22 protein-coding genes are annotated in these 22,339 nt (G+C 69.9%); 11 read left to right on the top strand and 11 right to left on the bottom strand.

Translation table 11 applies throughout. From position 1 onward, the window contains the following. Positions 1–132 precede the first annotated feature (132 nt). Complete coding sequence (locus IEY84_RS17595) at positions 133–1,311, top strand: L,D-transpeptidase (protein WP_183550854.1); 1,179 nt, start codon at positions 133–135, stop codon at positions 1,309–1,311. A 21-nt stretch (positions 1,312–1,332) separates the two neighbouring features. On the opposite strand, the gene IEY84_RS17590 is transcribed toward IEY84_RS17595, so the two are convergent. Together IEY84_RS17590 and IEY84_RS17585 are read right to left on the bottom strand one after the other, a co-directional pair. Further along, positions 1,333–2,730 (bottom strand): cellulase family glycosylhydrolase, encoded by a 1,398-nt coding sequence (locus IEY84_RS17590; protein WP_183550857.1) that lies wholly within the window; start codon positions 2,728–2,730, stop codon positions 1,333–1,335. An 84-nt stretch (positions 2,731–2,814) separates the two neighbouring features. Further along, positions 2,815–3,240, bottom strand: coding sequence for an SRPBCC family protein (locus IEY84_RS17585; protein WP_183550860.1), 426 nt, complete (start codon positions 3,238–3,240; stop codon positions 2,815–2,817). Positions 3,241–3,345: 105 nt separating this feature from the next. On the opposite strand from IEY84_RS17585, the gene IEY84_RS17580 reads away from it, so the two are divergent. Further along, positions 3,346–5,343: a HelD family protein gene (locus tag IEY84_RS17580; protein ID WP_229788788.1), complete on the top strand. Its 1,998-nt coding sequence runs from the start codon at positions 3,346–3,348 to the stop codon at positions 5,341–5,343. Positions 5,344–5,355: 12 nt separating this feature from the next. Here IEY84_RS17580 and ptsP read toward each other — a convergent pair whose 3' ends face one another. Beyond that, positions 5,356–7,035, bottom strand: a complete 1,680-nt coding sequence (gene ptsP / locus IEY84_RS17575; RefSeq protein ID WP_183550863.1) for a phosphoenolpyruvate--protein phosphotransferase — start codon at positions 7,033–7,035, stop codon at positions 5,356–5,358. 107 nt (positions 7,036–7,142) lie between these two features. On the opposite strand from ptsP, the gene IEY84_RS17570 reads away from it, so the two are divergent. The 5 genes from IEY84_RS17570 (at position 7,143) to IEY84_RS17550 (ending at position 11,929) form a co-directional block, all read left to right on the top strand. Next, positions 7,143–7,925: a DeoR/GlpR family DNA-binding transcription regulator gene (locus IEY84_RS17570; protein WP_229788786.1), complete on the top strand. Its 783-nt coding sequence runs from the start codon at positions 7,143–7,145 to the stop codon at positions 7,923–7,925. Then, positions 7,922–8,875 (top strand): 1-phosphofructokinase family hexose kinase, encoded by a 954-nt coding sequence (locus IEY84_RS17565; protein WP_183550866.1) that lies wholly within the window; start codon positions 7,922–7,924, stop codon positions 8,873–8,875. The genes IEY84_RS17570 and IEY84_RS17565 overlap by 4 nt, the downstream gene beginning before the upstream one ends. Beyond that, positions 8,872–10,932 carry a PTS fructose transporter subunit IIABC gene (locus tag IEY84_RS17560; protein ID WP_221209236.1) on the top strand — a complete coding sequence of 687 codons (2,061 nt, stop codon included), beginning with the start codon at positions 8,872–8,874 and terminating at the stop codon, positions 10,930–10,932. Before IEY84_RS17565 ends, IEY84_RS17560 begins: the two co-directional genes overlap by 4 nt. 35 nt (positions 10,933–10,967) lie before the next feature. Continuing rightward, the gene (locus tag IEY84_RS17555; protein WP_183550871.1) at positions 10,968–11,225 is read left to right on the top strand and encodes an HPr family phosphocarrier protein; all 258 of its coding nucleotides are present in this window, start codon (positions 10,968–10,970) and stop codon (positions 11,223–11,225) included. Between the two features lie 131 nt (positions 11,226–11,356). After that, complete coding sequence (locus tag IEY84_RS17550) at positions 11,357–11,929, top strand: DUF5134 domain-containing protein (protein ID WP_183550874.1); 573 nt, start codon at positions 11,357–11,359, stop codon at positions 11,927–11,929. Between the two features lie 57 nt (positions 11,930–11,986). Here IEY84_RS17550 and IEY84_RS17545 read toward each other — a convergent pair whose 3' ends face one another. The 7 genes from IEY84_RS17545 to IEY84_RS17515 all read right to left on the bottom strand — a co-directional run bounded on the left by IEY84_RS17545 (position 11,987) and on the right by IEY84_RS17515 (position 18,299). After that, positions 11,987–13,267 carry a pyridoxal-phosphate dependent enzyme gene (locus IEY84_RS17545; RefSeq protein WP_183550876.1) on the bottom strand — a complete coding sequence of 427 codons (1,281 nt, stop codon included), beginning with the start codon at positions 13,265–13,267 and terminating at the stop codon, positions 11,987–11,989. 2 nt (positions 13,268–13,269) lie between these two features. Next, positions 13,270–14,625, bottom strand: a complete 1,356-nt coding sequence (locus tag IEY84_RS17540; RefSeq protein ID WP_183550880.1) for an alanine racemase — start codon at positions 14,623–14,625, stop codon at positions 13,270–13,272. Then, a complete protein-coding gene (locus IEY84_RS17535; RefSeq protein WP_183551140.1) occupies positions 14,622–15,839 on the bottom strand; it encodes a heavy-metal-associated domain-containing protein in 1,218 nt (405 codons plus the stop codon). Before IEY84_RS17535 ends, IEY84_RS17540 begins: the two co-directional genes overlap by 4 nt. A gap of 3 nt (positions 15,840–15,842) precedes the next feature. Beyond that, positions 15,843–17,030, bottom strand: a complete 1,188-nt coding sequence (locus tag IEY84_RS17530; protein ID WP_183550883.1) for an aminotransferase class V-fold PLP-dependent enzyme — start codon at positions 17,028–17,030, stop codon at positions 15,843–15,845. 18 nt (positions 17,031–17,048) lie between these two features. Further along, positions 17,049–17,273 (bottom strand): heavy-metal-associated domain-containing protein, encoded by a 225-nt coding sequence (locus tag IEY84_RS17525; protein WP_183550886.1) that lies wholly within the window; start codon positions 17,271–17,273, stop codon positions 17,049–17,051. Positions 17,274–17,349: 76 nt separating this feature from the next. After that, positions 17,350–18,054: a GAP family protein gene (locus tag IEY84_RS17520; RefSeq protein WP_183550889.1), complete on the bottom strand. Its 705-nt coding sequence runs from the start codon at positions 18,052–18,054 to the stop codon at positions 17,350–17,352. Positions 18,055–18,155: 101 nt separating this feature from the next. Next, positions 18,156–18,299: a hypothetical protein gene (locus tag IEY84_RS17515; RefSeq protein WP_183550892.1), complete on the bottom strand. Its 144-nt coding sequence runs from the start codon at positions 18,297–18,299 to the stop codon at positions 18,156–18,158. A gap of 139 nt (positions 18,300–18,438) precedes the next feature. Here IEY84_RS17515 and IEY84_RS17510 point away from each other — a divergent pair, with 139 nt between their 5' ends. Continuing rightward, complete coding sequence (locus IEY84_RS17510) at positions 18,439–19,131, top strand: hypothetical protein (protein ID WP_183550895.1); 693 nt, start codon at positions 18,439–18,441, stop codon at positions 19,129–19,131. A gap of 358 nt (positions 19,132–19,489) precedes the next feature. After that, positions 19,490–19,831, top strand: a complete 342-nt coding sequence (locus tag IEY84_RS17505; RefSeq protein ID WP_183550898.1) for a YciI family protein — start codon at positions 19,490–19,492, stop codon at positions 19,829–19,831. Positions 19,832–19,914: 83 nt separating this feature from the next. Here the strand turns inward: IEY84_RS17505 and IEY84_RS17500 are convergent, their stop codons facing one another. After that, positions 19,915–20,853 carry an AraC family transcriptional regulator gene (locus tag IEY84_RS17500; RefSeq protein ID WP_183550901.1) on the bottom strand — a complete coding sequence of 313 codons (939 nt, stop codon included), beginning with the start codon at positions 20,851–20,853 and terminating at the stop codon, positions 19,915–19,917. Between the two features lie 80 nt (positions 20,854–20,933). Between IEY84_RS17500 and IEY84_RS17495 the strand changes: the two genes are divergently transcribed. Together IEY84_RS17495 and IEY84_RS17490 are read left to right on the top strand one after the other, a co-directional pair. After that, on the top strand, positions 20,934–21,581 hold the full coding sequence (locus IEY84_RS17495) for an NAD(P)H oxidoreductase (RefSeq protein ID WP_183550904.1): 648 nt from the start codon (positions 20,934–20,936) through the stop codon (positions 21,579–21,581). Positions 21,582–21,611: 30 nt separating this feature from the next. Next, positions 21,612–22,334, top strand: coding sequence for a succinate dehydrogenase cytochrome b subunit (locus IEY84_RS17490; protein WP_229788783.1), 723 nt, complete (start codon positions 21,612–21,614; stop codon positions 22,332–22,334). Positions 22,335–22,339: the final 5 nt, after the last annotated feature.

Genomic DNA, 22,339 nt, shown 5'->3' with positions numbered 1-22,339 from the left:
TACGCGGCACCGCCGACAACGCCACAACGCACACACTCCGGAGCCTCCCGCACATCTCCCCGCGCGCGACACCTTCGGCGCGTAGACGTCCAGGGCTGAGTATTCGGTTGCCACCTGGCGCATAGTTGTCCCATGCGGGTTCGTTCCTTCTCTGTCGTGGTGGCCATGGTCGCCCTGGTCGCACTCTCCGGCTGCGCCGGCACCCCGGAGACCCCGGACTCGGCGAAGGGCGACTCCGCCGCCGCCTCGCCCTCCGCGAAGCCCCTCACCGCCGACATCTCTCCCGCCGACGGCGCCAAGGACGTTCCGGTCGACAGCACCGTCACCGTCACCGCGACCTCCGGCGATTTCACCAGCGTCAAGGTGGCCAGGCCCGACGGGAGCACCGTGCCCGGCTCGCTGTCGGCGGACAAGAAGAAGTGGACCGCCAACGACCTGCTCGACCCCGAGCTGCGCTACACGGTCACCGCCACCGGTGAGACCGGAACCGTCACGAGCAGCTTCACCACTCGCTCGCTCTCCCTGGCCCAGCAGACCTTCGCCACCATCGTCCCGGTCGACAAGTCCGAGGTCGGCGTCGGGATGCCGGTCGCGGTCTACTTCGACGTGCCCGTCAAGGACCACGCCTCCTTCGAGAAGCGCATGCACGTCACCTCCACCCCGGCCCAGACCGGGTCTTGGTACTGGGTCTCCGACAAGGAGGCTCGCTACCGCCCGCAGGCGTACTGGAAGCCCGGCACCACCATCAAGGTGGACCTCGACATCAACGGCGCCTCCGCCGGCGGGGACGTCTACGGCCAGCACAGCCGCAACGCCACCTACAAGGTCGGCGACGCGCACGTCTTCAAGGTCAACGCGCGTACGCATCAGATGAAGGTCTTCAGCAACGGCAAGCTGCTGCGTACGATCCCGATCACCACCGGCAAGCCCGGCTTCACGACGCGCTCGGGGATCAAGGTCATCTCCGAGAAGCACCGCGTCAAGGAGATGCGCTCGGAGACGATCGGCATCTCCGACCAGAGCTCGAGCGACTACTACTCCCTCGATGACGTCGAGTACGCCATGCGGATCTCCAACTCCGGCGAGTTCATCCACGCCGCGCCGTGGTCGACCGGGTCGCAGGGCTACGCCAACGTCTCCCACGGCTGCACCGGCCTCTCCACCGCCAACGCCGCCTGGCTCTACGGCGTGGCCCGGATCGGTGACATCGTCGAGACCACCGGGACCGACCGGAAGATGGAGTGGGACAACGGCTTCGGTGACTGGAACCTGTCCTGGGCCGAATACCAGAAGGGCTCGGCGCTGCGCTGAGCCTTCCCTGGACGGGCCAGGTCACCGCGCCGAGACGGTGACCGAGACCCATCCGTTCGCCCGACCGCGCTGGGTGAGCGACACGACCCTGGCGCCGCCCGGGCCGGCGCTCTCGCTGACCGCCACCGGCCCCCGGACGTCCAGCTGCCACCCGCCCGCGGGCAGCGTGGGGCCGCCCGGGACACGGATCTCCGTGACCCCGTTGCGTCCCTCCGGCCGGAACCGAAGCTCGAAGGTGCGCGCGACCGGGTCCCAGGAACGGCTCAGCTCGGTGCCGGCGACCGCGGCCGCGTACGGCTGGACGGTCGCGTCCTTGTTCTCGTGGAACTCACCGGACGGGTCGACGGCGCAGTAGCCCCCGCCGTAGCACCACACGTACGCCGTCCAGCCCGAGGAGAAACGGGACATCGAGGCGAGGATGTCGCGGAAGTACGCCGGTGCATTGGGCGTGGAGGAGTCCAGCGGACCCCACTCGCCGACCACGACGGGCATCCGCTGTGCGGCCGGGTAGAGCGCGACGGCCTCCTCGTAGCGCTCTACCCACCCGAGGGCAGGGTCGTAGTCACCGCCGTACTCCTGCGCGGTGGAGTAGAAGTGCGGTGCGTACGCAACCCGCTCGCCGCGGACGGCGCCGAGCCCGGTCGGCATGCCCTCGCCGACGATCGGCGTCGGCTCGATGAAGATCCACGACGTGGCGTCCACCTCCCGGATGGCGTCCACGATCCGCTGGTGCATCGCGGTGATCAGGGTCGACTCCAGGCGGTGCGCCGCCGTCGGCAGATCCTCGCCCTCGAAGAGCTCGCCCATCGGCTCGTTCAACGTGTCATACCCGAGCAGCGCCGGGTGGTCACCGACGGCCGAGGCGACGACCTGCCACATGTCCGTCTGCGCCTGCTGCAGGTCGGCATCGGAGTAGAGGTGGGTGAACGCACGCATCACCGCTGGCTGGAAGTAGCCGGCGAACCAGTCCCCCGGCGTCTCCTCGAACGGCAGCCCGTCGGTCCGCGTCGCCCACGCCGGGATCCCCCCAGACCCGAACGCCTCTCCGTACACGTCCTGGTGCGCGTCGAGGATCACCTGGACGTCATAGCGTTCCGCCCAGTCCAGGATCCGCTCGATCCTGGCCAGGTAGACCGAGGAGTACGCCCCGGGCCTCGGCTCCAGGTCCTGCCAGAAGAACAGCACCCGGGCAGTGTTGAACCCGCTTGCCGCGAGGTCACGGAAGTGTCGTTCGGTGATCCCGGTCAGCGCCTCCTCGCCGTGGTGCGCCTTGTCCTCGACGTTCCATCCCCGGATCGTCAGCACACGCCCGTCGAGGTCGGTCAGCGGCGGGATCCCCGATTCCGCCGCCCTCGCCGGCCCGGGAAGAAGCGTGAACAGGAGCAGGGCGGCGACCGCCGCCGCGCGAAAGATGAGCATGTCGGATGCCTCCGTACGCCGTCAGGGGGATGACCCCACATGCTGACACCGTTCGGGGATCGCCGGGGGTGCTTCCGGACAGATCTATCCGAGCGCAACCAGTCCGCGCCGGCACCCGAGCATCATCTGCCGGTGGTTCCAGGTGAGCACCGGGCGCAGCACGATCGAGGCCAGCCCGAGCAGGCCGCGTACGACGACCTCCTGCTCGAACACCATCCGGCTCCCGCTCGGCGTCGGCGTCAGTGTCCAGCGCGCGAACCCGTCCAGGTCGCCGTCGAGGCCGACCTCCAGCGTCGGCAGATCCCGGCTGACCGCGTGGAGCACGATCTCCAGGTCGTAGGGCAACGCCGAACGACAGACCAGCAGCGCGTCGTCGTCGCTGAGCTTCGCCACCGCCCGCACCTGCGGCCACCACCGCGGATAGTGCTCGACGTCGACCAGCACGTCCCGCACCGCCTCTGCCGGAGTCGGCAGCTCCCAGGTCTCGGCGAACACGTAGCGCTCCTGCATGTTGCCAGTGTGCACCCGGGAGGCCATGGATTCGGCAGCAGGTCAACGTTGTCTTTACCAAGACTGCCGCCCATAGTTGACCTCCGGCAACGGAAGGCGGGGTACGTGAGCGAACAGGTCGACAAGGTCGGTCAGGTCGACGAGGAGCAGCGTTCGGTCGAGGCGATGTATGCGCTCCTTCACGCCGAGGTGAGTGCACGACGCGCAGCACACGAGCGGGTGATCGAGACGCCCGTCGACGGGCCGAGCGAGCGATATGCCAGGGAGCTCGAGGTCGCACGGCTGACTGAGAGCATCCGGCAGCTGCAGGCGGCGGAGCACTCGCTGTGCTTCGGGCGGATCGACCGCTCGGATCAGGAAGAATCTCTGCACATCGGTCGGCTCGGGTTGCGCGCGGAAGACGGGCGCCCGTTGCTGATCGACTGGCGGGCCGAGGCCGCGCGGCCGTTCTACGCGGCAACCTTGGCCGAGCCGATGGGCCTACGCAGGCGTCGGCACCTACGCCTCGACGGCCGTGATGTCGTCGACATCAACGACGAGATTCTCGACGGCACCTCACCGACGGTCGTGGACCTCGTCGGGGACAGCCCGCTCGTCTCTGCGCTCAGCACGGCACGTACCGGACGGATGCACGAGGCCGCAGCGACCCTTCAGGCCGAGCAGGACGAAATCGTACGCTCGCCCCATCGCGGGGTCATGGTCGTCGACGGCGGTCCCGGCACCGGCAAGACCATCGTCGCCCTGCATCGCGCAGCCTATGTGCTGTACGCGTTCGCGTCGATCGCCGATCAGGGTGTGCTCGTCTACGGACCGAACCGGCGGTTCCTCACCTACATCTCCGAGGTGCTGCCCTCGCTCGGCGAGAACGACGTACGGCTGGCGACCATGGCCGATCTGGTGGGCGTGGAGGCGACGCGGACCGAGCCGGATCACATCGCGCGGGCCAAGGGGCGAGCTGCGCTCGCCGACGACCTCGCTCGGTTGGTGCGGCAGCACCAGCCCCACGGCGTGCCGCTGGAGCTGAAGACGACCCATGACACGGTGCGGCTCGAGCCTGCCGTGGTCGACGCCGCTCGTCGCCAGGCGTTGCAGAACGGCATCGGGCACAACCGCGCTCGCGAGCTCTTCACCGAGTACGTCGTCGACGATCTGGTCAACGAATTGGAGCGCAGCACCGCGAAGGAGATCTCCGACTTCGAGGAGGAGTTGGAGGCGCACCTGGGCATCGATCTCGACCGCTTCACGGGCAACGACGCTCGTACGGACGATCTGGAAGTCGACTGGGACAGCATCCGCGAGGATCTCCTCGACGACCCGTCCATCGATCGAGCGATCACCCGGGTCTGGCCTCGGCTCGTCGCCGACGATCTCGTCCGCGAACTGCTGAAGGACTTCAGTGTCGGCCGTAACGATGGGTGGAGCAACGCAGACCTCGCGCTCTTGGACGAAGCCCGCGCCCTCGTCGACGGCGCCCCGGAGAAGAGCTACGGCCACATCGTGGTGGACGAGGCCCAGCAGCTCTCCGAGATGCAGTGGCGAGCGCTGATGCGCCACTGCCCGGGCCGGTCGATGACGATCGTCGGAGATCTCGCCCAAGCGGGCCCGTCGACAACTCTCCGCACGTGGGACGAGGCTCTGAAGCCGTTCGTCGGTGAACGGTTCGCCCACCACAGGCTCACGGTGAACTACCGAACAACGACCGAGATCCTGCTCGCGACCGAGCCCCTGCTGGCCGAGATCGCCCCGGATCAGCAGATCTCCAGATCGATCCGGCACGGGGAACAGCCGCTCGTCCTCGGCGTGACCGAGGAGAGCCTTCCTTCCACGCTGAGCAGGTTGATCGCCGAGATCAGCGAGGAGCACCCGGGTGAGCTGATCGGAGTCGTCGCCGCGACCGAGCGCGCGCTGGCTCTGGAGGCCGCAGTCCGCGGGGACGGAGCCACTGTCGTGGCCGCGCCAGAGGCTCGCGGGTTGGAGTTCGACACGGTGATCATCGCCGACCCCGCGGGGATCCGAGCCGCCGGAGTTGCCGGCCCCCGCGACCTGTACGTCGCCCAGACCCGCGCGACGAAGCGCCTCCTGAGCCTATGGGCCCGACCGTGACACCATCGCAGGTCACCCCAGGATCTTCGTGACCGCCTCACGGCCCTGCTGCGGGGAGAGCGCACCGAGAGCGGCCTCGGCCGCCTCGTCGCACAACCCGGCGGTCACGGACTCGAGCCGGGCACCGACGGCGGGGACGGCCGCGGGTGCCATCGACAGCGAGGTGATGCCCAGGCCGACGAGCACGGGGGCGAGCAGGGGGTCGGCGGCGGCCTCGCCGCAGATGCCGACGGGCTTGCCAGCCCTACGCCCCGCCTCGGCAGTGATCGCGATGAGCTGCAGGACCGCTGGCTGCCAGGGATCGGTGAGGTGGGCGAGGTCGGTGGCCAGCCGGTCGGCGGCCATGGCGTACTGGGTCAGGTCGTTGGTGCCGATGGAGAGGAAATCGACGACCTCCAGCATCCGGTGGGCCATCAGCGCCGCAGCCGGCACCTCGATCATGACGCCAGGCTTGAGACCGCGGGCTCGGACCAGGGCGGCGAAGTCGGCGGCCTCCTGGACGGTGGCGACCATCGGCGCCATCACCCAGGTGTCCGCTCCGGTGCGCTCGGCTGCGATCGCGATGGCGTCGAGCTGGCGCTCCAGGAGTCCCGGGTTGTCGGCGGCGAGCCGCAGGCCGCGTACGCCCAGGGCCGGGTTCTCCTCACCCTCGTGGGTCGCGAAGGCGATCGGCTTGTCGGAACCCGCGTCCAGGGTGCGTACGACGACGTGGCCGCGGCCCGCGAAGGGCGTGAGCACCTCGGCGTAGACGTCGGCCTGCTCGGCCACGGTGGGCTCCTCGCGCCGGTCGAGGAAGCAGAGCTCGGTGCGAAACAGGCCCACGCCCTCGACCTGACCGGCGGCGGCCGCGTCGCGTGCCGAGGAGCCGTCGGCGACGTTGGCGAGCAGTGGCACGGGGTGACCGTCGGCGGTGCTGCCGGGTCCGGTCCAGGCGGCGACCGCCTGCCGCCGGGAGAGGTCGGTGTCGGCACTGGCAGCGGCGTCCGGGCCCGGGTCCAGGTCGACGGTTCCGGCTTGGCCGTCGACCAGCACAGGGGTGCCCGCGGCGATGGCGGTCGCGCCGGCCACGCCGACCAGACACGGGATGCCGAGCTGACGGGCGATGATCGCCGTGTGACTGGTGGGGCCTCCCCTTTCGGCGACCAAGGCGACCACGCGAGCCGAGTCGAGCGCGGCGGTGTCGGAGGGCGCCAGGTCGGCGGCGACCAGCACGCACCGTCCCTCGGGCACGTCGACGCCGGGCTCGGGCTCACCGGCGAGATGCGCGAGGACTCGGCGCTCGATGTCGCGCAGGTCGGTGATCCGCTCGGCCATCAGCCCGCCCATCCCGCTGAACAGCGTGGCGAACTGCTCCACCGCTGCCACGACCGAGGCGACCAGGCTGTCCCCCGCACGCAGATGCTTCTCCACGGCGACCCGCAGCCCTTTGTCCCGGGCCAGGCCGGCGCTCGCGCTCAGCACCGAGGCGGCTGCGCCGGAGGCTTTCTCGGCCCGGCGGGCGTACCCGTCGGCGACGGCGGTGGCGGCCGCCTCGTAGGCCGCGAGAGCCTCCTCCGGCGAGGCGAAGCCGCGGCGTTCGAAAGCCTCCAGCGCGACGGGATCGACCTCGGTCCGCACCACGTGGACGGGCGCCAGCACGATCCCCGGGACCACCGGAGTGCCGGAGAGGACAGATGAGCGAGACGTGACCATGACCACAAATATCTGCCCTAACCCCTTGACGAGTCAACACATTCAGACATAAAACAACATATGTGGGCATTCACAGACCCGACACCCACTCGAAACCACATCGATCAATGAAGGAGGCCGGGATGTACGCCGAGGAGCGACAGGTCGCGACGGCCCGTCTCGTCGCCGAGCGCGGGCGGATATCCGTGGCCGACATCGCAGAGCGGTTCGAGGTCACCACCGAGACCGTACGCCGCGACCTCTCCATGTTGGAGCGACGCGGCCTGGTCCGCAGGGTGCACGGAGGCGCGGTGCCGGTGGAGAGCATGGCCGTGCTCGAGTCAGCGCTCGGCGAGCGCGAGCAGACCTTCACCGCGCAGAAGGACCGCATCGCCCAAGCCGCCCTCACGCTCCTCCCCACCGCCGGCGGCACCATCGCGATCGACGCGGGCACGACGACCAGCAGGTTCGCCCACGTCCTGCCGCGCGACCATCGGCTCACCGTGGTGACCCACGCAGTCCCCGTCGCCGCCATGCTCGCCGGCAGCCCGCAGATCGAGCTTCACCTGCTGCCGGGGCGGGTCCGACCCGCCACCCAGGCTGCAGTCGGAGCCGAGACCGTGGACGCGCTGAGCCGCCTGAGGGTCGACGTCGCCTTCGTGGCGACCAACGGGCTGACGCTGGCCCACGGCCTCTCCACACCCGACCACGAGGAGGCCGCGACCAAGCGCGCACTCGTCGACGCTGCCCGCCGGGTGGTCTGCCTCACCGACTCCAGCAAGATCGGCATCGAAACCACGCTGCGCTTTGCAGCGCTGGGGAAGGTCGACGTCCTCGTCACCGACAGCGACATCGACGACGACGTCGCCGACGAGCTCCGCGAGAGCGGCCTCGAGGTGCTGATCGCATGATCGTCACCCTGACCGCCAACCCGAGCATCGACCACACCGTGATGCTCGCCAGCCCGCTGCGCCGCGGCGAGGTGCTGCGCGCCCGGACCACCACCTCCCAGCCCGGCGGCAAGGGCGTGAACATCTCCGGCGCCGCGTACGCCGCAGGGGTTCCGACCCGTGCGGTGCTCCCCTGCCCCGACCTCGACCCGATGGTCGCCGAGCTGCGCGCCTCCGGGCTCGATGTGGTCACCGTCGGACCGGCCAGCCGGCCGCGGATCAACACCACCGTGACCGAGCCCGACGGCACCACCACCAAGCTCAATGGACCGGGCGCCACCGCGACCCCGGCACTGCTCGACGCGCTGGCAGCCCGGCTCGTGAAGGAGGCCGAGCAGGCGCGCTGGGTCGTCCTCGCCGGGTCGCTGCCGCCCGAAGCGCCGTCCGGGTGGTACGCCGAGGTCGTGACCGCGCTCCGCACCACCGGCACCCGCATCGCCGTCGACACCAGCGAGGCACCCCTCGACGCGCTCGCCGCCGGACTCCCGGCCGGCGCGCCCGACCTGCTCAAGCCCAACGCCGAGGAGCTGGCCTCGATCACCGGATCCGGCTCCCTCGACGAGCCGGCCGCCGCAGCCGCGGCAGCCCGGACGCTGGTCGACCGCGGCGTCACCGCCGTGCTCGCGACCCTCGGCGGAAACGGCGCCGTCCTCGTCTCCGCGGAAGGCACCTGGCACGCCACCCCGCCGCCCACCGAGGTCGTCAGCACGGTCGGTGCCGGGGACAGCTCGCTGTTCGGCTATCTCCTCGCCGACCTGCGGGGACTCTCTGCCCCTGAACGTCTCGGGCTCGCCGTCGCGTACGGCAGTGCAGCAGCCGGCCTCCCCGGCACGACCCTCCCCACCCCACCCCAGGTCCGTGCGGATCTCGTGTCCGTACGCCACCTCGACCCCATCTCCGGAGGACTCTGATGTCCGCACTCATCACCCCCGGGCTCGCCGCCCTCGACGCCGACCTCGGCCCCGACAAGCACGATGTCATCCGCGCCCTGGCGCAGCGCGTGGCGGACGCCGGCCGGGTCACCGACCTGGACGCCCTCGTCGCCGACGCCCTGGCCCGCGAAGAGGTCTCCGCCACCGGACTGCCCGGTGGTCTAGCGATCCCGCACTGCCGTACGTCCGGGGTGGATGAGCCCGTGGTGGCTTTCGCCCGGCTCTCGCCGCCGGTCGACTTCGGCGGCAAGGACGGCCCCGCGGACCTCGCCTTCCTGATCGGCGCACCCGCGGGTGGTGACGCCACGCATCTGACCATCCTGACCAAGCTGGCCCGCGCGCTTGCCCGGCCCGAGTTCGGACAGACCCTGCGGGAGACCGACTCGGCCGAGCAGGCCGCCCAGACCATCCTCGAAGCGGTCGGCGACGTGCCGGCCCCAGCCCAGAGCGCGACACCGGAGCCCGCACCGGCTCCGGCCACGGCGGAGAAGCGCTCCCTCGTCGCGGTGACCGCCTGCCCGACCGGCATCGCCCACACCTACATGGCGGCCGAGGCGCTCCAGGCAGCGGCCGCGCGGGCCGGGGTGGAGATCGCTGTCGAGACCCAGGGCTCGGCCGGTGCGACCCCGTTGCCTGCCGAGACGATCGACCGCGCCGATGCCGCCATCTTCGCCGTCGACGTCGGCGTCCGTGACCGGAGCCGCTTCGCGGGCAAGCCGCTCGTCTCCTCCGGGGTGAAGCGTCCGATCGACGACGCCGACGCGATGATCGCCGAGGCGCTCGCCGCCGCTGCGGACCCGAGCGCCGCCCGCGTCGAGTCCGGCCGGAGCGAGGCTTCCGAGTCGAACACCGCCGCCGCGGAGAGCTGGGGTGGCCGGGCCCGACGCATCCTGATGACCGGGGTCTCCTACATGATCCCGTTCGTCGCTGCCGGCGGCCTGCTGATCGCACTGAGCTTCCTGCTCGGGGGCTACGACATCACCGACGTCTACGGCGCGGTCATGGTCGACAACACCTTGACCAACCTTCCCGACGTACAGGCCCTCGGTCTCGAGCACGCTCTCTTCGACAGCGCCCTCGCCGTCTACCTGGGCGCGCTGCTCTTCGTCATCGGGAAGACGGCGTTCATGCTGTTCATCCCGGCGCTGGCGGGCTACATCGCGTACGCCATCGCAGACCGTCCCGGCATCGCTCCCGGTTTCATCATGGGCGCGCTGGCCGTCAACCTGTTCGGCGTGGTCAACGCCGACGGCGTCGCGGCACCCGCGACCGGGTTCCTCAGGGCGATCGCCGGCGGCGTGCTGGCCGGCGTGATCGCCCACTGGGTCAGTCGCTGGCGCGTCCCGAGCTGGGCGCGCGGCCTGATGCCCGTGCTGGTGATCCCGCTGGTGACCTCGATCGTGGCCGGTCTGGTGATGATCGTGGTGCTCGGCAAGCCGATCAACTGGCTGATGGAGCGGCTCACCGACGGCCTCGCCGCTCTGGACGGCACCAGCGCCGTCGCCCTCGGTGCGGTGCTCGGCCTGATGATGGCCTTCGACATGGGCGGCCCGCTCAACAAGGTCGCCTACAGCTTCGCCGCGACCGGCGTCGGTGCCGCCTCGCTCGCCGCCGACTCCCCCGAGCTGCGGATCATGGCCGCGGTCATGCTCGCCGGCATGGTCCCGCCGATCGCCTTGGCGCTGGCCACGGTCGTACGTCCGCAGCTGTTCACCGACGCAGAGCAGGAGAACGGCAAGGCCGGGTGGTTGCTGGGCGCCTCCTTCATCACCGAGGGAGCGATCCCGTTCGCCGCGGGTGACCCGATGCGCGTCATTCCGGCGATCATGCTCGGCAGCGCGGTGACGGGCGGTCTCTCCCAGCTCCTCGACGTCGGCGTCCGCGCACCGCACGGCGGCATCTTCGTCCTCTTCGCCGTCACCAACGTTCTCGGCTACCTGATCGCGCTGGCCGCCGGCGTGATCGTCGGCGCAGCCGCGGTGATCGCCCTCAAGTCCATCGGTCGCGCGCCGGTCCCGGCCGCCGCGACCAGCTGAACCGTCCCGTACGTCCCATCACCGAAGGAGCATCCATGCACACCCAGACCGTCACCGTCGGCTCCGCCGTCGGCCTGCACGCCCGCCCCGCCGCGATCATCTCCGAGAAGGTCGACGAGCTCGGCGCAGAGATCACTCTCGCCGTCCCCGGCGGCGAGCCGGTCGACGCCGCCTCGTCGCTGCTGATCATGACCCTCGGCGCCGCCAACGGCGACAAGGTCGAGGTCACCGGCCCGGACCAGGCCGCGGTCGAGGCAGTCGCTTCGCTCGTCGCGCAGGATCTCGACGCCTGAGCGCGATCAGGCGCCTCCCCGTCGCCGGCGATCGACCGACCGGTCCGGGTGTCGGAACGACTGACTTCGAGGAGACTGCTCGACGCCGGGAGTCGGCTGCCGGGAGGTCGCGGTGACGCTACCTTGAACGTGTGGTCGATCCTCCGTGGGACCTCCTGCTGACCGTCGCATTCCTGCTCACGGGCACCGCGGGGATCTGGATCCTCGTCGTCTGCCCACCATCGGCCGCAGAGACGGTTCTCCACCTCAACCACGCGTTGATGAGCGCCGCGATGATCCTGATGATCTGGGTGATCGTCTCGGACGTCGCCGTGTGGGCGCAGCTCGGCCTCTTCTCGGTCCTGACCCTGGTGATGCTGCTCGCGCTGCGGCGCACGAGCGATGGGACCCGGCGGGCAGACCTGGTCGGACATCTCGCGCTCACCGCGGCGATGATCTGGATGCTCGCCGCGATGCCGCTGCTCGTGGCGGACACGGATCCGGGTGGTGGCCAGGGTCATGCCGGGCACGGCGGCTCGGCAGCGATCGCACCAGGCGCAGATGCTCCCGGCTGGGCGATCATGGTGAACTCGACGTTCGTCGTGCTCTGTGCAGCCGGCACGCTGTGGTGGCTGCTCCGCGCGACTGTGGCGCGCGAGCACCGGCTCCCCGCCATGGTCCACGCCCTGATGGCGGCCGCGATGACGACCATGCTGGTGGCCTGACCGGCGTGTGCTGCCAGGAGTGCGCTGGAGCGCACCTTTGGCAGCACACGAGGGTAGTCACACTCCAGCGAGCGGGCGTCCGCTGTCGCGCCAGCCTAGGATGCCGCCCGCCAGGGTGTAGGCGCGCCGACCGGTTGCGGCCGCGCGCGCGGCGAACCGTGCCGACCTGTCACCTGTCGGGCAGGCGAAGACCACCCGGGAGGCCTCGGAGAACGGCATCCCCGCCTCCATGACCTGCTCGAGCAGGTCGTCGCGGAGGTTGATCGCCCCCGGGATGTGGCCGGCCTGGAACGCCAGCGCCGTGCGTACGTCCACGACGACCACATGCTCTCCCGCGGCGATCCACGTCTCGATGTCCTCGGGGGTGGCCGAGGGTGCCGCCTCGGCTGTCGCGGTGCCGGCCGCCATCCCGAACAGGTCAGGACGGCGGTGGCGGAAGTAGGAGAGGTACGGCTCCATGCGGTCGCACGCGATGACGACGGCTGTGACCGGGCCGCCGGGACCTGACAGCAGCCGATCCCGAGCCGCCGCGAAGGCAGCCCCGGTCGTAGGCCCGGCGAGTACGCCGTGCCGGGTGGCGAGCTCGAGGCTGGCGGTGATCGCGTCGGCCGAGTCGACGGCGGTGATCGCATCGTAGAAGCCGGGCTCGAAGAGACCGACCTCCCACATCTCCGCCGCCGAGCGGATCCCGGGGATGAAGTCGCCCTCGGCGGCGACGACCCCGACCACGGCGGTCTCCGGGTTGCGTTCACGCAGGTAGGTCGCGGCACCTCGGGTGGAGCCGGTGGTGCCGAGCCCGCCCACGAGGAGATCGACAGGCCCGGCGTCACGGTAGATCTCGCGGCCGGTCTGCTCGTAGTGGGCTCGTAGGTTGTCCTCGTTGGTGTATTGCGAGGTGTGGTGGTAGCGACCGGGCTCACCGTCCATGAGGTCTCCGATCACCCCGAACACGTCGTTGGGCGCGGTCGGGTCCGGGCACTCCGAGAGGCCGGGCATCTCGGTCACCTCGGCCCCCAGCAGCGTCAGCATCTCGCGGACCTCGCGCACGCGGACCCGGTTGGTGAAGGCACGGAACCCGACCCCGTGCATCGAGGCGATGATCTGGAGCGCCTTCGCGGTGTTGCCGCTCGACGCCTCCAGGACGACCTGCTCCTCCTCCACGATCGTGTCGATGTGGTCGCGCAGCAGCCCCCAGGCGACGCGGTCCTTGACCGAGCCGAACGGGTTCGCCGACTCCAGCTTGAGGAAGATCTCGGCCTCGGGCACACCGTGGGCGCCCGGATCGAGCCGCAGCAGCGGAGTATCACCGATCATGTCGAGCACGCTGTCGTATCGCATGGTCAGCTCCCGTGGATGTCATCGAGGACGAAGGTGAACCGATCCCCCTCCAGGACCGCCGCGACCTTCGCCGGCGGCGGATGCCCGGCCGCCGCGGACGCCGACAGGTCCATCTGATAGGCGGCGGTGTTCACGAACGCGAGTACGTCGCCGCTGCCCGGCTGGGCGTCGAGGAAGACCTTCCGGCGGCTGATCAGGTCGGACTCGAGGCAGAGCCGTCCGGCCAGGAACACTCCATCGTCCGGCGGTTCGCCACGGCCGCCGACGAGCACCGGGTCGAGCAGGACCTCCTGGTCGGCCGGGGTGACCTGGTTGCGAGACAGGTCGACCACGACCAGGTCGCGACCCGCCGCCCGCTTGCGGTAGAGCACTGTGGCCAGGGTGATCCCGGCGTGGTCGACCAGCGCCTTGCCCGGCTCGATCCAGAGCGTGAGCATGCACTCGCGCAGCACGTCGGCGACCGGCCGATGCTCGACCTCGGCCATCAGGAACCGCTCGAGCACCTCGGTGGAGGGATGGTGGTTGCCGTACTTGTGCGCCGCCGGAGCACCCACGTCGTGGCCGGACCAGACCAGCTCGCTCGAACCCGCGGCGGCGAGGGCCTGCGCATATCTCTGAAATGGCTTCGGATCATCGACGAAGCGCTGGCGGAACCCACCGCCGATGTCGATCACCGAGGGCCGCAGGCCCTTCTGGTGCGCAGCGGCCACGACCGTCATCGACTCGGTCAGCGCATCCACCCGGGCGGCCGGGTCGGCCGTGTCGAGGTGGAACGCGACGCCACGCAGCTCGAGTCCGGGGGCGCGGCGTACGGTCTCGAGGGCGGCGTCGGTGTCCGCGAGATCGATGCCGAACCGCGACTGCGGCACCGCCGGCGAGGCGAAGCCGGAGAGTCGCAGCAGGACCGGGACGGTGCTGCCGGCCGGCGCGGCGGCGGCGAGCCGGTCGAGCTCCCACAGGTCGTCGGCGTTGACGGTCACCCCGAGCGCGGCGATCCGCTCGATGAACGCCGGCGACTTCGGACCTGTCGCCTCGATCCGGTCCGGCGCGAAACCCGCGGCCAGGGCCTGGTCGAGCTCGGCCGCGGAGGCGACGTCCGCGCCGAGCCCGGCGACGCGGGCCTGGGCGAGGAGCCGGATCGAGGCGTTCACCTTGTGCGCGTAGTAGATGCCGTACGGCACGCCGTGGCGCCGGAGCACGCCCGCAAGCACCGCGGCGTTCTCGGCCATGACCTGGGGGAATACCACGTGGAGCGGCGACCCGAACCGTTCGATCGCCTCACCGATCGCGGCAGCGTCGGCGAGGAGACGGGCGGCGAGCGGGTGCTGCGCGGCCGGGAGCGGGAAGCGTTGGCTCACCCCTCGGCCACCGTGTAGCCGCAGTCGCGCAGGTCGGTGAAGACCCGGTCGCGCTGCCCGGCGTCGGTGAACCTTGCCCGCACCCGCTTCCCGTGCAGGTCCACCTCGATCAGCTCGGCAGCCTGGGCGTCGAAGACGGCGGTGATCGTCACCCGGCAGTGCCGGCAGGTCATGTCCGGGACCCCGAACTCCTGCTCCCCCGCGGCGAAACGTACGTCCCGGGTGGCGGACTCGGGGAGCTCGGCGATCTTCACCGACCGGACCGCGGACGCGAAGGCGCCGGTGAGCGCCTCGGCGACGGCGGCCAACGGCTGGACGCGCTGCCCGTCGACCTGATGGGCGCGCTGCCCGAGGCAGACGGGCCGCTCCCCTGCCGGCAGCAGTGCGTACTGTCGCGAGATCTGGTCGAGCTCGACGTGGTAGCGCTGGATCGCGGCCCGCACGCCCAGTCCCTCCTCGCGAGCTCGGTGCATCACCTGATGCGCATCTGCGATGGTGCGCCGCTTCATCTCGGCGAGCAACGCGACGGTGTCGGCGGTGTAGCGCAGCCGCCCGCCCGCGCGCTCCAGCTTCGCCGGGATCATGCCCCGGCGGTAGGTGGAGGCCTGCAGCTCCCAGAACCAGGTCGAAGCGACCGTGCCGTAGAGCCCGGAGTCTCGCATCGCCTCGGCGAGCTCGACCGGGTCCTCGATCCCGACCTGACCGGCGAGCATGCCGTGCTGGACGAGCGCGCGGCCGGCGGCCTCGGCGCCGACACGGAAGATCTCGGCAGGCTCCTGGTCGGTGGTGGTGTCGGCGAGGACGTCGAGTGCGTCCTCGTCGAGCGCGTCCGAGCGCGCCGTGACCGGGTCGGCGGCGGCGATCTCATCGCCGACCGCGATCACTGCCTCCCTCGCCGCGATCGGCAGCACCGGGCCGAGCGGACCCGGTCCGATGTGACCGCTGTTCGCGATCCCGCGGGAGTCGCGCCAGGTGATGCGGTGCGTTCCGCTGACGACCTGGTCGGGCCGGCACGGCCGCATGAAGGACTCGAGATAGCGGCGCTGCCCGGTCGTGAGCAGTCCCCCGGGTTCGGGCCGGAGCTCCTCGACGCGATACGTCACCGATGCCGAGGTGACTGTCGGGGCCGATCCGCTCAGGAGGTCGGCGCCGGCGACCTCGGCCAGGATGCGGGCAGCTGTGGTGCGGTCGTAGCGGATGCCTTCGTTCTCCACGTGTCAGTCCCTTTCGGCGGCAACGGCGAGGCCCTGCAGCAGTCGGTCGACGTCGTTGTCGTCGTTGTACAGGTGGAAGCTCGCTCGGACCGCGTCCTCCCGCGGTCCGTCCAGGCAGTGGTCCCCGGCGCGTACGTAGACGCCTCGGCGTTCGAGGACGAAGGCCACATCGGCTCCTGCCTGACCGTCGAGCGAGAACGCCACGATGCCGCTGTGCGGCTCGCCGGCGGTCTCGCTCGGCGGGCCGAGGACGGCGACTCCCCCGATCCGAGAGGCGCCGGCGGTGAACCGGGTGACGAGCCTGTCGAGGTGGTCTCCGATCCGAGCCAGGCCGATGGAGTCGAGAAAGGCGGCGGCGCTGGCCAGACCGGCCGCACCGACCCCGTCGAGGCTGCCCTCCTCGGCGGCATCGGTGAGCGGCGAGACGTGCCGCGCCGGACCGCTGCGCGTTGCCGCTCGGTCGACCGTGATCCGGTGCTGCTGACTGCGGCGTACGTAGGCAGCCCCCGTCCCCGGAGGGCCGAACATCTTGTGGCCGGAGACGACGGCGACCTCGGCCCTGGACTCGGCCAGCCGCAGAGGAAACCGTCCGGAGCTCTGCGAGCAGTCGAGGCACACGCTCGCGCCCGGCGGGATCGGCAGCGCGTCGAGCTCGGTCCGGGTGCCATGGAGGTTGTGGACGTCGGTGGCGACGACGATGGTCGTGCGCTCGCTCGCCGCGTGCGCGAAGTGGTCGGGGTCGATACGGCCGAGTCGGTCGCGGCGGTACGGCACTGTCCGCACTCCTCGGTCGCGCATCCGTTCGGCGAGCCGGAGCCAGGGCCGCACCGTGGAGAGATGGTCGTCGGGACAGTAGAGGATGTCGCCGCCGTCAGCGAGTGCAGCTGGTGCCCACCGGTCGGCGAGGAACGCCATCGCGGCGGTGGCTCCACGGGTGAACGCCACCTCGTCAGGTGACGAGGCGCCGAGGAAGGAGGCGACGGTCTCCCGAGCCTCCTCGGCACGGCGAAGCGCATCTCGACCCCAGGGATGCCCGCCCCTGCCGGGGTTGGCAGCAGGCCCGCGCAGCTCGGCGGTGAGGCGGGCGATCACCGGCTCCGGAGTGGGGGTGCCGGAGGCGGCGTCGAGGTATACGAGATCGGGTTCTGCGATGAGGGCGGGGAACTGACGACGGGACCCGAGGCCGGGCACGGACGACTCCGCGCCCGCTCAGGGTTCCCGGACGACGGTGAACCCGGCCTTGGCAAGCGTGGATCTGAGCAGCCTCGGTTCGACCGGCTCCTCAGCGGTGACGCGGGCGCTCGACACGGCTCCCGGGTTCAGGTCGACCTCGACACCCTCGACGCCGTCCAGCCCACCAAGAGCGCTCGTCACGGTCTCGACACAGCGGTTGCAGGTCATTCCATCGATGCGGACTTCGAACTGAACTGACATGAGACTGCCCTTCAGTAGGCCTTCGCCGGTGGCTAGAAAATATCACCGAACGACTGGCCGCGCGGTCGGTATGGGCTCAGCTGATGACCTGCGTGAGTCCACGACCGACGAACAGCACCCCGAAGACGATGAGCACGACGATTCCGATGACGCGGTTGTGGGCGAGGAGCCATCGCGTCGCGGTCTCGAGCCACCCGCGGCCCCGCTCGCCGGCAAGGACGAACACGAGTGCGGGGACGACGAAGTCGATCATGCTCGCCGCCAGCAGCAGCGCGACACCGCCGGCCTGAACGCTGAGGGTCGCATCGGCGGTGACCACGATTCCCAGCCCGGAGACCAGGATCGCGACGTTGGGGTTCACGACCGCCAACAGGGCCCCGGCCCCGAGCACCAGACGAGGGGACGGATCGCGCAGCCGCGAGACCCAGCCGGGCTCATCGGTGCTCGCGGGGCCGACCGCACCTGCTGAGCGTGGGCTGATCGATCGTCGTACGGGCCGGAACCACGAGACGGCGCCCGCGACCAGGAAGAGGACCCCGACCACGATGCTGATCCAGCCGCGGACCGTCGACGGGTCGTCGCTGCCGGCGTCAGCGGTCCGTCCCACCGCCAGTGCGGCCACCGCGAGCAGCCCGTAGACAACCAGGAACGGTCCGGCCAACAGGATCACGTTGCGGAATGGATGCGATGACCCGAGCAGGAGCAGGCAGGCCACGACCGCTGCCGGGGTGACCGCCAGTCCGACCATCTCCGGCAGCAGCTGGCCGGCTAGTTCCCCCATTCTCCAAACCTCGCCACTCTCCCGGGGTCCGTCTTCACCCCTTCTGGGGGAACCTCACCGTCGTCGCGATCCGAAGGTGGCCGCGCCCGACCAGCCGCCGTTCAGTCGCCGTCTCCGGCGCCGTCGATCTCGCCCCCACCACCCTCGGGGCCGAGCGGAACCTCTTGGGCCTGATAGGCGATCGTCTCCTCCAGCGGCACCGAGGGTGGCAGCTTGCTGAAGTCTTCCGGGGGCGGTTTCGTCATCTCTCGAGTATCGCCCCACCTGAGCTCACGCGTTCAGGAAACCGAGCTGGTTGCACTTCGGCACACCGAAATTGGCGAGGCGGCGCACCACCAGGTGCGGAATGCTGATCAGATGCCGTTCTTCACCCCGAGGTGCCCCGTGTCGGAGAAGGCTCGGGACTGGGTCGAGACGTCGGTCGACCTGCTGCGTATGGAGTTCGGCGACGCCGCACTGTTCGGCGAGGTGCTGACGCCGGGCGACTTGCTTGCTGGGTGGTCGCCACGAAGCGATCTCGGGGACGTCGAGCAGCTGCTGCAGCGGGTGTGCGCCCGTATGGACGCCCCACACGCCTCGATCGATCTGCGACTCACCGACGACGGCGCGGACCCGGGTCTCGGCGGCACCGTCCCCCTGTCCAGCCGGTGGAGCGGCGAGGCCGGCCACTACCGCCGCGAGGGTGATCGCTTCGTGGTCGCAGTGAGCCGCGGCGAGCTGAGAACGCCGATGTCCCTCACCGCGACACTCGCACACGAGGTCGGCCACGTCCGGCTCCTCGGCGAGAACCGGATCTCACCCGACCAGTACGACCAGGAGCAGCTCACCGATCTCGCCACCGTCGTTCTCGGTCTGGGCGTCTTCAGCGCCAACGCCGCCTTCGACTATCACCAGGACAGCACAGGCTGGCGCACCCAGCGCCTCGGGTATCTGGGCGAGCAGCTGTTCGGCTACGCCCTGGCGTACGTCGCCCACTGCCGTGGCGAGCATGCCCCTGCCTGGGCGGCGCACCTGGACACGAACCCGCGCACCTACATGAAACAGGGTCTGCGGTATCTCAGGGCGCGTGACTCCTGAGCATCGCCGGTCGCCCAGCGTCCGGCGCCGGACAGACCGCGACCCCGGGCCATTGCCGGGGTCGCGGCACCCGACGACTCATCGTGGTGTCACGTTCCCGGCCACGCGGGCTGGAAGTATCACCCAGACTGCTTCATCGAGTAGTCCGTCGGTAACCACCTGCTCACCCATTGATGCGTCTGAGCACTGCCGAAGTTAAGAACCGCCCGAACCGACCGGCCCCGAGCAGGCTCACCTATCGACATCACCACGAGGTCCCACCCGAGTGCGGTCGCCCCGGCTGTCGTATCCGGCCGAGCCCGTTCGTGGAACAGTAGAGAGCGGACACCCGGTCCGCCCTGCCCTTCGAGGAGTCGACATGGCGAACTACATCATCTACTTCAACGCCCCGTGGTGCGGCGACCACACCGAGGAGTGGTTCCAGAGCAGAGTGGAGCCGTCCAGCGCCGTCAGCCGCGAGATGATGGACGCCGGCGTCTGGGTGTTCGGCGGTGGCCTGGCAGACGACCACACCGTCCACAGCGCCGATGCCACCAGCGGCACCACCGTGGTCACCGACGGCCCCTACGTCGAGACCAAGGAGCACCTCGGCGGCTTCGTCGTCGTCGACGTACCCGACGTCGAGACCGCCAAGTACTGGGCCGGCCGGCTCGCGGAGGGGTGCGGCTGGCCACAAGAGGTCCGCGGACCAGTCCTATGAGATAGATCCACTCCACACCCAGGAGGCGTTCACCTGTCTACGGCTCGCTGAACCCGATCGCACAACGTGACCAGGCACCACTGCTAGCGATCGTTCAAATCGCGGGAAGTGGATGACAACGCACGTCTGAACGCGGTCGGGCTGCTGCCCCGGACCCGCTTGAATGCCGCGCTGAACCCGAACGAGTCGGCGTACCCGACCGTCTTGGCGATCTGCGCGACGCCCAGCTCCGTACTCACCAGAAGATCGGATGCCTCCTCGAGGCGCTGCTCGGTGACGTACGTCAAGGGTGGGCGGCCGACGACCTCGCGGAATCGGCGGGCGAACAACGCTCGCGACACGCCGGCCTCGGCCGCCATTCGAGCCACCGTCCATCGCTCGGTCAGTCGCCGATGGACCGCATCGAGGGCTGGTCCGACTACGGGATCTGCCAGCCCGCGGTACCACGCCGGTGCCTCGGTGCCAACTCGTTCGAACCAGGTGCGCAACGTGCACACCAGGGCCCAGTCCAGCATCCTGTCCATGAGCGCCTGCGATCCAGGTCGAAGGTTCGCAGCGTCACAGGCCACCGACTCCATCCAGTCGCAGACGCCAGGCTGCTCCTCGATGATCAGCACTGCCGGAAGTGTGTCCAGCACCCTGTTCGACCAATGGCCCACCGTTCGGTACACACCGACCACGAGGGTCGTGGCGTCCGCGTGCGGTGATGGCGCCACGTAGGCGCCATCGTCCTCGCACAGGAAACAGGCGACCTCGAAGCTCGTCGCGGGGTGATCGACGACGTCGGCGCGGTCGGCGAGCAAGAACGGAGCAGGACCGCGTACGAGTGCAGTCTCCCCTGGCCTCATTCTCCGGATGTCTCCATCGGGAAGATGCAGCACACCCTCGCCGCGCAGCAGCGTGATCATCGTCAGTTCCGCCTGGTCAGCAAAACGAATGGACCACGGCGTGCTCAGCACGGCCGAGGTCACGACAGAACCCTCAGCACGGATGCCTGACAGGAGCGAACTCAACGGATCCACGCCTAAAGCGTAGACGATCTCCTATCAGCAAGAGCGTTGAAGCCATGGATCGTCTACGCGCAACGCGCTGTACTCATCCCATGACATCCACACGAACGCTAGTCGTCCTCGCACACCACCGACCCGACTCACGAACCGCGCACGTCGCCGGCCTGGTCACCGAACGACTCCGTGCAGCCGAGCACGAGATCGATGTCCTCGACCTTCGCGCAGAAGGGTTTGACCCCAGGATGACGGTCGAGGACGAGCCCGACTGGACCAATCGGGACAGGGCGTACTCGAGGCAGGTTCAGCGGCACATGGAACGAGTCCTCGCCGCGGACCTGTTGGTCGTGGTCTTCCCGATCTACTGGCAGAGCACGCCGGCGCTCCTCAAAGGGTGGATCGACCGTGTATGGAACTACGGGTTCGCCTACGGTCGCAGCGCTCCGCGGTTGGCAGGGAAGCGCATTCTGTGGGTCGGGCTCGCCGGTGCTACAGCCGAGGATCCGATCGTCGCACCGATGGTCGAGCTTCTGGAGGCTCAGCTGAGCGACGGCATCGCCTACTATTGCGGGTTCGCGAAGTCAGCCGTCGCGGTGCTCCCGGATGCCGAGGACCAGCCTCAGTCGGTCGACGACCGGGGAAACCTCATCGTCGGAAAAGCACCAGCTGGCGAGGAGCTCGCCACCCAGCGTCGCACCTTCGACCGCCGAGTATTGACCGCGGTCGACGAGTTCGCCACCTGAGTCCGATGCCTTGGTGACGGGGCGTCACAGATGGTGACCCTGTCCGGTCTACTGGGTATGCACAACTCCCTGTCGCGACGTCGGGCATGGTCGTCGACCATCGCGCTCAAGCTCGTCATGGCCGTCAGCGGCCTGCTCTTCATCGCGTTCGTGCTCGGTCACGTCTACGGCAACCTGAAGGCGTTCAGCGGCCACGACGCGTACAACGCGTACGCCGAGCACCTGCGCACGCTGGGCGAGCCCTTCCTTCCCCGCTCCGGGTTGCTCTGGATCATGCGCGTCGGGCTGATCGCCGCTCTGGTGGCGCACGTGTCAAGCGCGCTCGTCCTCGCCCGACGGGCCCGCCGTGCACGGGGCCGCTACGCCGCCCGGCCGCAGCGGCGCGCCTCGTCGTTCGCCTCGCGCACGATGCTCACCGGCGGCCTGACCCTCTTCCTCTTCCTCGGTTGGCACCTGGTCAACTTCACGATCGGCAAGGTCAACGTACGCGGGGGCCCGACGAACGACCCGTTCAACCTGGTGGTCGACACGTTCAGCGTCTGGTGGTCGACCGCCATCTACCTCGCCGCGATGCTCGTCCTCGGGATGCACCTGTGGCACGGCACCTGGAGCTCCCTGCAGACCCTTGGTTGGACGCTGACCGCCCAGCGGCGTCAGGCAGCGAAGGCGGCGGCCATGGCCGTCGCCGTCCTCGTCGCCGGCGGCTTCTCGCTCTCCCCCATCGCCATCCAGCTCGGCCTCATCGGGCCGTGAACGTC

The organism is Nocardioides albus, assembly GCF_014648255.1.
Classification (GTDB): Bacteria; Actinomycetota; Actinomycetes; order Propionibacteriales; family Nocardioidaceae; genus Nocardioides; species Nocardioides albus.
The sequence above is the reverse complement of the archived record's forward strand: the minus strand, read 5'-3'. Positions and strand labels throughout refer to the sequence as shown.